The following is a 15174-nucleotide window of genomic DNA, read 5'->3' on the forward strand; positions in this document are numbered from 1 at the left end:
ATCTCTCCCTTTTTCCTTCTTACTTTCTAGGCGCCTCTTCGATCACCATGTGGCAATTGGTGCCGCTAAATCCGAACGAGCTGACAGCCGCTCGGCGCACATCGCCAACAGGCAGCCAATCTCGCAATTCTGTGTTCACATAAAACGGACTGTTCGCAAAGTTGATATACTCATTCGCCCGGCGATAGTGCAAGGAAGGTGCCAGCTTGCCATGTTTCAAGCTGAGGATCGTTTTGATCACACCCGCTACGCCAGCAGCTGCTGAAGTGTGTCCGATGTTCGTCTTGACCGAGCCGATCGCACAGAACTGCTTGCGGTCTGTATACGCTCGGAACGATTCGCTCAACGCTTCGATCTCGATCGGATCGCCAAGCTTCGTGCCCGTTCCGTGCGCCTCCACATAGCTGATCGTGCTCGGGTCGATGTCAAACTCGCGATACAAAGACAGCTCCAGTCCTTTTTGCGACTCTTTGCTCGGCGCGGTGATGCCGTTCGTCTTGCCATCCTGATTGGTCGCCGATCCTTTGATCACCCCAAAGATCATGTCCTGATCTCTGATCGCTTTGTCCAGTCGTTTCAACAGCACGGCCCCGACGCCCTCACCTGGCACAAATCCGTCCGCCCCGTTGTCGAACGTCTTGCATTTTCCTTCTGGTGAAAGCATGCCCAGCTTGGACATGCGAATGTAGGGCGATTCGGTGAGGTAGAGCGTCACGCCGCCAGCCAACATCATCTCCGCCTCTTCATCCTGTAGCGTTTTGCAGGCGAGATGCATCGCGACCAGGGAGGAGGAGCACGCCGTGTCGATCGCCAGAGCTGGCCCTTTCAAGTTGAGCAGATAGGCGATCCGCGCGGGCAGAATCGCATTGGAGTTCCCGACCAGCGCATGCGCCGGCGACAGGTCATGTCTGCTCTTCATGATCATCTCTTGATAATCGTTGTTCATCACGCCGACATAGACGCCACAGGAGCGGCTGTTCAGCATCTTTTCGGTATAGCCCGCCATCTCCAGCGTGTTCCAACACTCCATCAGGAATTGCCGTTGCTGCGGGTCCATCAGCTCCGCTTCCACCGGCGAGATGTTAAAGAACAAAGGATCGAAGCGATCGACGTCCGTTAGAAACCCGCCCCACTTGCTGGAGCTCTTGCCCGGCCGCAGCGGGTCTGGGTCGTAAAACTTCTCGATCGACCAGCGATCAGCTGGGATCTCACCGATCGAGTTCACACCCCGCGAAAGGTTGGACCAGAATTCCCGCGTGTTGCGAGCTCCGGCGAACCGTCCCGAATAGCCGATGATGGCGATGTCCCTCGTATCTGCAGTGCGCACAGAACTCGGCCGAGCGAACAGATCGGTCGGCCGGACTGTCGGAACGACTTCCTCTTCTTTTGTCGCGACCGCTTCTTCGAAGTGTTGGAACAGCTCGATTTGGCTGCAGATATGCTCGGTCAACTGCAGAACGGAAGTGTGATCGTACAGCACCGACGGGCTCAAGCTGAGCTGAAGCTGTTCGTTGAGCGCATTGACCAGCTCAACCCCGACGATCGAATCGACACCGAGCTCATGAAAACTGCACGCTTCGTCCAATTCGTCCGTCGAGACGAGCAACACCTCTGCCGTTTTCTGGCTTACGATCTGACGCACGCGATTCGATGCGTTCAACTCCGCACGACTTGCAGCTGGCCGTTGCGGTTTCACCGTCTCGGCGATCAAATTCCCTTTTGTCGCAACGTCTGCTGCTGGCGGAGACTGTCTGATCAATTCGTCCGCATATCGCTCTGCCAAATGTTCGGCGAGCTTTTGCACCGAATGATAGTCGAACAGCGTGGTCGGGCTTAAAGAGATCTGCAGCGATTGATTCAGCTCGGAGATCAGCTCGACGGCGACGATCGAATCGACGCCAATCTCAGAAAACACCTGATCTTCGGGCAGATCTTCCACGCTCATCTCTAAGACTTGCGCCACTCTCGCTTTGATCTGCTCTTCCGCAAGCGCGATCAGCTCGTCTGCTGTACGGACGACTGATGCAGCGACAGACGGTACGGCAGATGCAACCACAGGCGATGCTTGACGCCCGACGATGACGATCTGTCTGGCCGCTTGCGAGCGATCGGGCTGTCCGAACACCGTCACATCTGCAAATCCGTTCTTGCCCAGCAACTCGCTCCAGTTGGTCGGATCGAGCAACGGGGAGTGCGGCAGACGAACCTCCATGTCCTCATACAACCACCAGCCGTCCAGCAAACCGAACGTCAGCGTTAAGAAGTCTTGCACATAGCACAGTTCGTTTAACACCAATCGTCCGCCAGGCTTCAACAGCGAACGAATCTGTTGGAGCGTCGTGGTCAGGTTGGGCGTTGCATGGATCACATTCGTCGCAAAGATCAGGTCGAAAGCGCCCAGCTGCTCAGCCTTGTCTGGCGTCATCTTGTTGATCGCAAGCGAAGTGAACTGAGTGAACGGATACTGCTGCGAAAAGCGATTTCGCCCATGTTTGACAAACGCTGGCGAAATGTCCGTATACCAGTAGTCGATCCCTTCGCCAAGCGGCGCGATCTTCTGCAGGACCGCCTGGGACGTACCGCCCGTTCCAGCTCCGATCTCCAAGATGCGAAGCTTGTCGGTCCGCCCTGTTACGCCACCATGCTGTTCCGCGATCGCCAGCAGAAAACGAGCGACCAGATCGTTGTAATAATCGGAGAAGCGGTTTCCGTGGTAGAAACCTTCCACCAATTGCAGCGAGGAATTGGGGAACAAGATCTGCGTCGCTTGCATCTCCCCTGACCAGATCGAATCGACAGTCGCCATCGCCTGCTCGATCAGGGCAACGTGTGCCCGTTTGTCCGGATAGGTATCGAGCAGCCGTCGCTGTTCCGCACGCATCGCCTCGGCGGTCAAGGATTCTGCTAGCTCAGAAACGCGATCGGTCACAGCGACCATCGTCCGCCCCTGTTCCAAGCGAATGAACTGATGGCGGCTCAAAAGGTCGAGCACAGCGTCGAACCAGCGGCTGTACCTGTCGATCAGCCCGATCTTTTGCACAAGCTGTTCGCGCTGATCGCGCTCTCCCGCTCGCAACAGGACACCACGCCTCTGCAAAGCTTGCACCAGCAGGTAGATGCCAAAACGCTCAATCTCTGGCATTCCGTCGAGCAAATTCTGATCGCCGAACGCCGTTGCCGCCTCGCGTTCGATCTGCCGCCCGATCGCCGCATGTGCCGCATGCCCCGCTTCGCTTCGCTGTTCGCCACCGCTCGCTTCGCCAGCTGTCATCTGCGCCAAGCGATCCGCCCCGATCTTGGCGACGACGATCTGCTCGCTTCCTCGCTCGATCGCCGTCTGGAAACCAGCGATGCCCTCCTGCGTCTGCAAGGCCAAAAATCCCTGCTCTGCAAGCAGCTTGCGGAATCGCTCGTTCGCCACGATACCAACCTCGCCCCAATAGCCCCAGTTCAGAGCGACCGCGTGCGTTTGCCCACTTTTTCGCAAGTAGTGGGCAAAGCTGTCCATAAAGGAGCATCCGGCCACATAGTTGCACTGACCCGCATTTCCTTGCAGCGCGAGAATGGAGGAGAAGAAGACGAGAAAGTCGAGCGCATCCCCTGCCGTGACTTGGTGTAAAATCTGCGCCCCGCGATATTTCACAACAAACGCTTGCCGGAAACTCGCCTCTGTCATGTTGCGCATCAGACCATCCGCCAAGAGGAGAGCCGAATGAATCACCCCATGCAAGGCGCCATATTGTCGCTTCGTCTGGTCGATCACCGCCTCCATGCTGCTCCGGTCTGTCACATCGGCGCTTCGGTACAGCACATCGCCGCCGAGCGCGCGCAGCGTTGCCAACTGCTGCTCCACCGTCTGATCGTGCTGACGTCGCCCGACCAAGACGATGTTAGCTTGAAAGTTTTCCAGCAGATGACGCGCGACTTCCAACCCGATCCCACCGAGGCCGCCGACGATCAGATAGACGCCGCGCGGGCGAATGGCGACCTGTCGATCCGCTGTGGTTCCGCTCGCCTGTGCGAGGACGCGCACATAGCGCCGTCCGCCGCGGTAGGCCACCTCATGCAGCGGTGCGCTTCCCGACTCGACAGCCAGCATCCGGATGCTGGCCTGAAGATCGTCAGCATCCAAATCGATCAGGCGCACCTGCAGCTGCCGATTCTCCCTCGCCATCACCTTCCCGATGCCATGCAAGGCGGCAGCGGACGGAAACTCCGGTCGATCCTGAGGCAAAACTGCCTGGAGCTTTCGGGTGACGATGATCAATTCTTGGGGAGCAGACTGACCGATGTGCGCGAGCGCCTTCCCGAGTTGGAACAGCTCCAACACAGGAGCTGGAACTTCTGCTCGCTCTGCGCGCAGCAGCTCTTCCTCAGACGCCATTCCACGAAGATAATAAATCTTTCGAATACTTATCTGCTCGGCTGATAGTTGCTTCAACACCGCTTGCCCATCTTCTGCGGGGCTGATGAAGATCGCGTTGCCAAGCTCTGCTGCCAGCCGTTCCCCCACACCGAGCGCATCTCCGAAGATCAGCGTCGCTCCTTCGCCGGACGCAGGAGCGCACTCGGCGAATGCGGGTTGTTCTTGCCACTCAGGACGCCACAGATTGAGCGATTCCTCCGGCAGATTCGGCTGTAAAAAACTGTGCTCCACCCGCTTGAAGATCATCTCTTCGATCGATAGCACCGGCTGACCCGTCTCGCTGTAGACGTGCATCTGCGCGCGAAAATCGGTCCCGATCGACCGTACGTCGCCCTTGTTGATGCGAATGAAGCAACGCCCGTCAAGCGGAGCGAACACGGTCATCGAACGGATCAGATAGGGCACGTAGAGCGATCTGCCCTCCAGCATCCCTTCTGCATGAAACTGAACGGCGATCGCCGCTTGAAAAATGCCATCCAACAGATTCGCCGACAGTTTTTGACCACTGGCGCCATGCCCCTCGACACGCGCATCAAACCAGAACGTATCTGTGCTCAGCTGAAGTCGATGCAACACTCGCAGCGTTGGGCCATACTGGTAGCCGCGCTGTTCAAAGAGCTCATACACCGCCTGCGCGTCTTGCCACCGCACGTCCCGCAGTGCGCTCGCGATCTCAGCAGACTGCGATTGCCCGCCATGACCGCGCCCATATTTGCCCACGCAGAGCGTCTGCGCACCCTGTTGGATCGAAAACGTTTGTCGAGTCGGTTCCAGGTCCACCGAAAGCGTGACAGCTGGCTCGACCAGCCCTGGCCGTTGAAACAATACATCGCGCAGCTCAACAGCGCCCGCCTGCGTCTGAGCGATCAGTTCGTTTGCAGTCTCCAGCAGACTTGCGCCAGGCAGCAGATGATGACCTGTGATCAGATGATCCTGCACGACCGCATCGTCGACCGAAAACGATCGAGTCCACCCGCCCGCCGCTTCGGTCAGCGGAGGATGCAGAGTCTGTTCTGACGTGCGCTTGTCCGCGAGTCGTTCCGTCTCTGTCCCAGTCGGCCGAGGCAGCCAGAACGCGCGGCGATCGAACGGATACGAGGGGAGCCGGTGCGGGCGATATTCTCTGCCGTCGAGCAGCGAATCCCAGCGGATCGGCACTCCTCGCAGCCAGAGTTGCAGGAGGAATTCCTGCACGCCGTCCAGGTTCGCGCCCAACGGGCGGTCGCTCGCCTGCTGGTGGTTAAAGTGTCCCCAGACGACAGCTTGCTCATCGTCCAGCTCTGCGGTCTGCGCTTTCAGCATCGCCTCGATCCAAGCGGCTGGATCTTCGATTTCTTGCACCTGCTGCCCATGCTGACGCAGCAATCGATATTCTTGCCCATCCTGCAAGCGATGTTGACGGCTTTTCATCATCTCGGCCAACGCTGCAAAATCGGGCTGTTCGCTGAGCAGAAGCTCGACGATCATCTCCGGTGTCACCACTTCGTCTGTGAGCAGATCGAGCAACTCATAAAACTCAGGTTGCTCCACCACTTTCTGCTCGCTCAGGTTCCACTTGCGGTTGAGCTTGCGCAGACTGCTGGCGATCACGAAGAGCAGCACTCGCTTCGCCTCGCCAAGCGTCGCTTCACGCTGAAACAGCCGATCGATCGAAAGGTCAAAAGCTTGCAGCACAGAGTTCCAATCTTCCATATAGCGCTTAAATGTAAATTGATTTTTTAGCAACAACTTTGCTTTTTCGAAATAGTAGGTCGAGCTCTCTTCCAGATCTTGTGCGAGCAGTCCTGTGAGCAGCGCTTGCAGATAGTCTGCATCGATCCTGATCGCCGCGATCGATCGCCCCGTTTGCAAATCGACAAAGGGGATCTGCGGACGCTTCAGATCGGCATCCAGCTGGTCGCCAGCTGACCCGTAGGTGAGCAACTTCACCATCGCTCGCTGCGGTTCGATCATCCCGCTGACAGACAGGCTGTTCCAAACGCCTGCCCCACAACCTGCTACCGAATGCGGGATCGCCCCCGCTGCCAAAATCATTCGCAGCAACGCCTCGTTGACCACAAACGAGAAGAGCGGCCGATCCGCCTCTTTCCAGCGCTTCAGTCGGAAGCTTTTGCGAGAAGCGTTCACTCCCTCTGCGCTCAGCAGCGTGGCAAGCGCGTGCTCAAGGTGTTTTCCAAAAGAGGGGAACGCATGGGTCAGCGCCTGAACCTGTGCGCTCCCGTGCCAGGTCAGTTCGCCAACGCAAAGCTGCCACGGGCGCGCTTCTGCCCGTTGATCTGGCAGCGACACTTCCTGCAAAAAGCGCACCAGCTCTCCCTTATCCCGCACCAGCTTCCCGATCCGAAACGGGAGTGCTTCCCGCCCTTTCAGCAGCGTCATGCTGAGATCTTGCAGCGACATCTGCGCAAAGCGCTCGCTCTGGGCGAACGCTTGCCACGCTTGCACCAACCGATCTAAGCTCGCTTTGCTCTTGGCGCTGAGCAAAAAGAGCACCGGTTCTTGCTGCTGATCATCAGCAGACGACTCCGCTTGGACAGGGCGATACTCTTCGACCAACACGTGTGAATTCGCACCGCCAAAACCGAACGAACTCACACCTGCGCGCAACGGTTCATCTGCATTTCGCTGCCACTCGTCAAGCTGGTTTGCTACTGCGAAGGGCGATCGCTCAAAGTCGATCATCGGGTTGAGCGTTTTGATGTTCAGCGTCTGCGGGATCTGACGGTGACGCATCATCAGCAACACTTTGATCACGCCAGCAACCCCGGCTGCCGCCTCCAGGTGTCCGATGTTCGTCTTGACCGAACCGATCTTACAAAACTGACGATCTTGCGTGAATTTTCGAAATGCTTGGGTCAGTGATTCCACTTCGATCGGGTCGCCAAGCGATGTGCCGGTGCCGTGCGCTTCCACATATCCGACCGTTCGCGGATCGACCCCTGCGTCTTGCAGCGCATGTAAGATCACTTCCTGTTGCGCCTCGACACGAGGAGCGGTGATCGATTGCGACCGTCCCACATGGTTGACTGCCGAGCCTTTGATGATGCCGTAGATTCGATGTCCGGCTGCGAGCGCATCGTCCAACCGTTGCAAGAGGAGAACGCCAACACCATCGCCTGGAACATAGCCGTTTGCATCCATGTCGAACGTCTTGCACTGCCCGTCTGGGCTCAGCATTCGCGATTTGGAAAAGGAGATGTATTTCCACGGATGCAGGTTCAAGTTCACGCCGCCAGCGATTGCAAAATCGCTCTCCCCGGTCAGGAGCGAACGCTTCGCTTCATGAATCGCCACCAGCGAAGAGGCGCATGCGGCGTTGATCGACATGCTCGGGCCTTTCAAATCGAAAAAGTGGGAGATGCGATTCGCCAAGATGCATTCGTACCCACCCAAAGCGGCATAGCTGTCAGTCTCCAGATGCGGAGCGGACGCTTCCTGCCGATAATCGGCAGCCATCACGCCCATGTACACAGCTGTATTGCCCGCTTGTAACTCCCGCAGCGCAACGCCTGCATCTTCCACACAGTGCCACGTCTCTTCCAACAGCAGACGCTGTTGCGGGTCCATGTTGTTCGCCTCGCGAGGCGAGATGTTGAAAAACTGATGATCGAAACGTTCTACCCCTTCGACCAGCCCACACCATTTGCTTACACTTTTGTTTGCCTGTTCAAACTTGGGAGAATAGTATTCCTCCAAGCTCCAGCGATCAGGCGTAATTTCAGCGATCGAGTTCTTCCCCTGTTTTAAGTTGAGCCAAAATTGTTCATGATGATCGGCTCCTGGGAAGCGACACGACATCCCGATAACGGCAATGTCAGTTCGTGCATGAGTAGTGGCCACCTTTTTCACGAGCGATACCTCTTTTAGTTAGATATAAAGCTGTTCAATTCGATGCGGTTTTCGATCAACAGCAGGAATCGAAAGCTTTCCCCTCAACCTTATCGGTTGAGGGGCATTTTATCTTTCGACGGCGCTGTGGTCGCTTTGGGAAACCAGCCCCGCCAGATCGCAGCGGGCAAAAACACCCGCTTCTGTCGTTTTGCCATGATGTCGGTGATGTTTTGATACAGCAGTTTCAGTCCGGGATTGAAGGTGGAGAGCAAGGCGAACAGCGCGATGATCACCAGGGCGAACAGGACATCGAGCACGCGCATGCTCGGATAGATGCTCTCGCCGCCAAAATAGCTGAGCGGTCCATCACCCAGGTAGACCCCCACTTCGCTGAAGATCTGCACCAGCACAAACGCGCTCACAAGCGCAAGGCACAGCATCGAAAGCGACAGGAAGAACGCCTCAAAGAAGATGATCGCAAAGCTTTGCCCGCGGCTATAGCCAATCGCGCGAATCGTCCCAAATTCCTTCATCCGTTCAAACAGGTTCATGTTGATGGTGGCGCGCAATCCGATGGCGATGATGAAGAGCAGGGCAAAGATGAACAGGTTGAAGACCGCTTTTAGATTCTGTGCCATCATCGGGAACATCGCCGACGCTTCGGAAGAGGATTCTGCCCGCAACACGTCGCTTTGCGCGGTTAACACGCTGTCGAGATCTTTGGCAAAATCATCCGCCCGCTCCGCATCATCGAGATAGATTTTGGCGATGTCAAACGTGCCCGGCTTGTATTGGAAGAGATCGCGCGCCGCGCTCTCCGCGATAAAGCCGTAGTAATTGTCCCATCCGGCACCGTTTGCATAGATCCCCTTGACCACAAACTGACGAGCAACCGCTTTCCCATCGATCGACAAACCGGCAATCTCCACCTTGTCGCCAAGATCGAGGTTATATTCGTCCGCTTTTGCCCGCGAGATGGCCAGCGCATTGCTGTCGTCGTAGATCAGCTCTCCTTGCGAGAGCTCGATCGTCCTGCTCTCCAAGAGGAACTTCCGGTTCGCCTCGGTCAGACCGAAAATCGAGAACTGCGAGTCCTTCTTGTTCCCATTGACGAGGGACGCGTTGCGCCGAACGAGCGGATAGTACGCTTTCACTTCCGATTTGTGCTCATCCAAATAGCTGTTCAGCTTGTCTGTCGCCCGTTTGTTCTCCGCTTCCTTTTTCGGGTCGAAGCTGTTGTTGGTCAGAAAGAGCAGGCGTGTAGTATCGTCGTTGCCGACCTTTTTTAAACTGTCCCACATCACGACCACGTCGGACGCTTGTAGGTTGTCATACCCTTTTAAAATCTGTCGCTCAACACCGTTCATCATCGCATCGGAAATCAGCAGGATGAAGGTGGATAGAAAGATGACAAGCCCGATTAAAAACGAACGCTTTTTGCTTGCGATCACATTGCGAAGCGCAATTTTGGCTACGATCAACATCTCGAAGGCCCCCTGTTCATGAAACTTCCTTCAAGGCCTCGACCGGAGATAAGGAAGCCGATTTTAAAGAAGGATATAATGCGGAGAGCAGAGCGATGCCGAATACGACCAGCAGCGCAGGCACGACTTGGGCAACATCGAAGTTCAAGTACAGCATCTTCCCCGTGATGTTGCTCAGCGGAGAGAAGATCGGCAATCCGACTTGGGAGAAAATATAATTGACCAGCAGACCGCACGCCGCTCCGATCGCGAAGAAAATCGCGGTGATCAACAGGATCTCGCCGAGGAAGATCTGGACGATACGCGAACGGTTAAAGCCGATCGCCCGAAGCGTTCCGACTTCTTGTCGGCGCTCAAGCCCCATCATCAGCACGATGTTGGTGATCAGGATGGCGATGATGACCAGCAGGATGGCGATGCAGGCATAGAACATCATGATCTCAATGTTGACCGTGCTCAACACGAAGCCGCCCATGTCCTTCCAGGTGGACAGTTTCACATCGCTTGCGGACAGACCGCTCGCCGCCAGCTTATCGGTGAGAGCGGTCAGCTCCTGTTCGGCGTTCTGGCGATCTTTGAGGTAGACGACCAGATCGGTCGCCTCGCCCGCTTGAAACCCGATCAGCTCCTGTGCGGTCGCTAGGTCCACATAGGTCGGAGCGAAGGAGAACGTGGCGAACAGCTCGATCTCGCCGATGCCGACCACCTCCAGCGGCACTTGCACCGGCTGTCCATCTTTGGTCTGCGCAACCGCGTTGATCTTGTCGCCCACCTTCACCCCGAGCTTCGTCGCCTGCTGTTTGGGCAGTACGACCTCCCCTTTGCGATCGTTGCTGAGGTATCTGCCTTCCAGCAGGCTGACATACTTCTTGTACGCGTTCGTCTTCGATTCCATGCCGACGATCAAGGAAGGCTCCATCAGCTCATCTTTCGAAAGCAGTGCGGCGTGGCGCACCAAGCGGGTGGACTCGACGATCTGCTCATCCCCTCGGAGCGCCTGCTCGACCTTGTCTGTCTGTTCCCGCTTGAGGTAGGCGAGGTCTCCCCAATCGCCCTTCATGGTGAACATGTCCTCTTCTTTTGTCGAAGCTTCCCTGATCTGCAGATCTCCGGTCAGCACGTAGCTGATCGCCTCCTCCATGTTCGACTTGATCGTCGAGGTGAAGGAAAGGAAGAACACCAGCAGAAAGCTGACCACAAAAATGAAGCTTCCGAGCGTCAGCGTCCTCCATTTGTTTTCAAAGATGTTTTTGAAGGAGAGCGAGTAGATGTTCATTCCTGCTCCTCCTGTTTGATCATTCCGTCCTCCAGATAGATGATCCGATCGGCGCGTTGCATCACCTTTGGATCATGCGTGGAGAAGATGAACGTCGTCCCTTCCTTACGGTTGATCTCTTGCATCAGCTCGATCGTCTCGATCCCCGTCTTCGAATCCAAGTTGGCGGTCGGTTCGTCCGCCAGAACGATCGATGGCTTGGTGACGAGCGCACGCGCGACCGCCACGCGCTGACGTTGACCGCCTGACAGTTCGGAAGGCTTCTTCTGCGCCTGTGAGGTGAGTCCGACCGCGTCCATAAAATAGGTGACGCGCGCTTTTCGCTCTTCTGCCGATACGTCCTTATGGATCAGGAGGGGAAATTCGATGTTCTCATAGACGTTTAAGACGGGGATGAGGTTATACGACTGAAAGATAAAGCCGATCATCGTCGAACGGATGAAGTTTAACTGCTTCTCCTTGAGATTGCTGACCTGAGCATCTCCGATCCACACTTCTCCGCGCGTCGGTTGATCCAAACACCCGATCAGGTTCAACAGCGTCGATTTCCCGCTGCCCGATGAGCCGGCAAGCGTTAGAAACTCCCCCGCCTCGATCGTCAAATTCACGCCGCGCAGAGCAGGTACGCTCGTCTTGCCCAACATGTAATCTTTCTCCACTTGCTTGATCGTCACGGTTGCCATATACAGTCCCCTTCTCCGATTAGACTCCCTGCTTGGCGAGCTATCTGGTCTCCCTTACTTGACTTCGAGCAGTCCGGACGCGCCCTGCAAGATGCGCAGCGCCAGATCATCAACATGGCGATTCCGCCAGTTTTCCAACCTCGTCCCTTTTACCCATTGGTTGAAAGCTCCCAGAGCAGGACCGCAGTATACCTGATAGTCAACCTTTTGCTCCGATCGGCCTTCGATCGCCAATCGCTGCGCCCGTTCCAAATACCACTTGAACACGACTGCCAGCTTCGCCTTCGGAAAACGCTCCGCGTTTTGCAGCTCCTTGTCGGGAAGCAGCGCTTTGGCCGCCTCATAGGCGGCTGCGAAACTGCGCTGGAAATACTTCTCCTGCAACTGCGCCTTCGTCTTCTCGTCGATCTCTTGCCACGAGTTGTGCAAGCTGTACAGATCGTAGAGCTTTTTGGCTCTGGCTGGGAAGAACAGCCCCTTTTTCACCACTTGAACCATCGCGCCCATCTCGAACATCTCCTGCGCCGGAGCATAGGCGGTATCCTGCACGTTGATCTCCTGCAAAAGCGACTTCACATGCTCGCTTGTTCCAGCTTCCACCGTGCACTGGTTGATCGATCCGGTCATGATAAAATCGGCTCCCAGCACGAACATCGCCGCCGCCGCTTCCGGCGTGCCGATGCCACCGGCAGCGCCGACTCCGACCCGCTCGGCATAGGCAAACTGGGCGGCTCGCTGATCGCGCAATCGGCAGATCGAGGGCAGCAGTGCCAGCGCGGACGCCTGATCGGTCGGTCCGCCGCCGTCCGCCTCCGCGATCAGGTCATCTGCCATCGGCACCTCTTTCAACAGCTCTGCCTGACGCTTGGTGATCTTATGCTCCGCCAGCATCTTTTCGATCAGGCGATCGGGGGCAGGCTTCAAAAATGCATCTGCCACCTCCGGCCGCGTGACTTTGGCCAGAATCCGATTTTCTGTGACCACCCGGCCATCCGCCTGACGCGTAAGTCCCTGTGCGCGATAGATGAGCAGCGCAGGCGTGATGTTGAGAAACCCTGATGCGAGGACCGTCCTCACCCCATAGCGCAAGAACAGCTCGACCAGCTGTTCCTCCACTTCCGGCTGAACCGGCTGACAGGGCAAGTTCATCCCATACGCCTGATCAGGGGTCAACTGTTGCGAAATGGCACGGATCGCCTCCTCGACCTGGCGAAGTGGCAACCCCTGCGTACCGAAGAAGCCGAGCATGCTCGCCTTGCCCCATCTGACCACCATCTCGGCAGAAGAGACACCACGACCCATCGCACCGCCGACAGCCGCAAAGCGCACACCGTACCTGCTCTTGAAGGATGCGCTGCCCAGCGCCGCTGCCGCTATGGTCGTTTCGTCAGCGACGAAATCGATCGCTGTGGGGGGCGGAACAGCGGTGGCAGCCGTCTCTCTGGAAGCGGCGTGCAGCTCAGTTTCAGCCGCCCGCTCAGCCTGTGCCGGCTCCTCCTTTTCAGGTTCCTTCTCCGGTTCCTTTCGTTCCTGCTCGACCAGCAGTTCGACCTGCTGCTCGGGTTCAGATGCAGGCGCTTCCTCTTGAGATGATGTGATCACCACAGGCTCATGCTCTTCTTCGACGATCAGCGGCTCCGCTTCCAACTTCACCTTCTTGATCAGTCCAGCCAGCACTTTGCCAGGGCCAAGCTCCACAAACTCCATCTCGCCCTTGCCCATCAGATAGCGAATGCTTTCCGACCATTTGACCGTGCCCGAAATCTGTGCGCTCAGGTTCTGTTTTAACTCCGCCTGCTTGTACGGTCTTGCTGTAAAGTTTGAGATCACCGGAATCTTCAGCTCGGAGAATTGGAACGGTTGGAGAAATTCAGCAAATTGCTGCTGCGAGTGCTCCATGTAGCGGGAATGAAACGCGCCGCTGACCCGCAGAATCGAATACATGCGCGCGCCTTCCGCTTCAAAAAACGGCTTGCCACGCTCAATATCGGCTGCAGAACCGGAGATGACGATCTGTGAAGGCGTGTTGAAATTGGCGATGTCGATGTTGGTCAGGCCGTGCGTCTGCAGCACCTCTTGAATGCGTTCGAGGCTAAAGCCGACCACCGCGGCCATACCGCCTCCGGTCGCTTCCCGCATCAGGTCGCCTCGCTTCTTCACCAGCCGAAGCCCGGTGCCGAAATCGAACGCACCCGCCGCGAGCAGCGCATTGTACTCGCCCAAGCTATGTCCCGCCACGTAGTCGGGAACTTCGCCCGTCTCCTGCACTCGCTTAAAATAGCTGAGCGCGTTGACCACATAGAGCGCAGGCTGAGTGTACTCGGTCTGACCCAGCCGTTGATCCGGATCTTTCAGGCAGAGCTCCTTGATCGAATAGCCGAGAATCTCATCCGCTTCTGCGGTCAATTCGGGGAACTGATCGAACAGTTCGGCTCCCATCCCCACCTTTTGCGACCCTTGTCCAGGAAACACGTACGTCAACATTTTTCTCACTTCCTTTATGCGCAACGCCTGTTCTAAATTCTTCAGATCTTGTTGAAAGGGAGTCATGATCGAAAGCAGCTTCGAACTGGAATCGGGCGAGATCGTCTGTTTGGCAAAGTTGGCAAGCGTGCCCGATGGCCCGAGATCTAAATAGATGCAAGCGCCCTCCTGCTCCAGCGTCTGCAGCGCTTCCTGAAACGCGATCGGCTGTCGAACCGCCTCCCAGAGATAGTCGGCTGTCATCGCCTGCACCGGCTGACCATCCCGGCATGAGATCATGCGACAGGTAGGTACACCGAACGTCTTTTTCTGCGCTTCCTGCAAAAAGCGAGCGGCTGCCGGATCGATCGAGGTCGAGTGGAATCCGAAAGATACGGGCAACGGCTGGTGGACATATCCTTTGTCGCGCAGATGAGCTTCCACAAGCTGCATGCGCTCGCGATCGGCCGACAGGACAAAATGGTTTTGGTAATTGACGGCTGCCAACTCGCAGTTTGCTGTCAAAACAGGATCGTTCCGATAGGCGCTCGCATCGCTGACGACCGCGATCATGCCGCCGGGAGCACAGGTCTCCTCAAATGACATCGCTTGTTGCACGACCAGCTCTAGCGCGTCGCGAAGCGGCAACACGCCGGCAACTGCAGACGACACGAACTCGCCGAGGCTGGTTCCGACGACGCGATCAGGTCGGATGCCATGTTCCTGCAACACCTGACTCAGTGCATACTGCACCATGAAGATCGCCGGATGCGTGTAGAGCGTGCGATCGAAGCGCTCGCTCAGGCGCTTGCCTTCGTGATACAGCAAATGGACGATCGATTCCCCGATCATCCCCTTCACCAGCTCGTCCTGTAACAACATCCATCGCTTAAAGGGATCAGACTGGGTGTATAAATCCTTTCCCATCTGATAAAATTGCGAACCCTGACCAGAAAACATGAACACGATTTTAGCTGACATCAAGAAGCACCTTTCTCCCTAAAAATAAGG

General features: G+C 56.6%; 5 protein-coding genes. All 5 read right to left on the reverse strand.

The window, feature by feature from the left end; all coding sequences use genetic code 11:
* Positions 1-19 precede the first annotated feature (19 nt).
* Positions 20-8275, reverse strand: coding sequence for an SDR family NAD(P)-dependent oxidoreductase (locus ACFSOY_RS02680; protein WP_386043979.1), 8256 nt, complete (start codon positions 8273-8275; stop codon positions 20-22).
* Positions 8276-8364: 89 nt separating this feature from the next.
* Positions 8365-9741: an ABC transporter permease gene (locus ACFSOY_RS02685; RefSeq protein WP_386043980.1), complete on the reverse strand. Its 1377-nt coding sequence runs from the start codon at positions 9739-9741 to the stop codon at positions 8365-8367.
* Positions 9742-9757: 16 nt separating this feature from the next.
* The gene (locus ACFSOY_RS02690; RefSeq protein ID WP_386043981.1) at positions 9758-11017 is read right to left on the reverse strand and encodes an ABC transporter permease; all 1260 of its coding nucleotides are present in this window, start codon (positions 11015-11017) and stop codon (positions 9758-9760) included.
* Entirely contained in the window at positions 11014-11700 is a 687-nt protein-coding gene (locus ACFSOY_RS02695) for an ABC transporter ATP-binding protein (protein WP_386043982.1), read from the reverse strand. The genes ACFSOY_RS02690 and ACFSOY_RS02695 overlap by 4 nt, the downstream gene beginning before the upstream one ends.
* Before the next feature lie 54 nt (positions 11701-11754).
* A complete protein-coding gene (gene fabD / locus ACFSOY_RS02700) occupies positions 11755-15144 on the reverse strand; it encodes an ACP S-malonyltransferase (protein WP_386043983.1) in 3390 nt (1129 codons plus the stop codon).
* Positions 15145-15174 lie beyond the last annotated feature (30 nt).

Origin of the sequence: Tumebacillus lipolyticus (assembly GCF_042682745.1) — a bacterium.
Lineage (GTDB): Bacteria > Bacillota > Bacilli > Tumebacillales > Tumebacillaceae > Tumebacillus_A > Tumebacillus_A lipolyticus.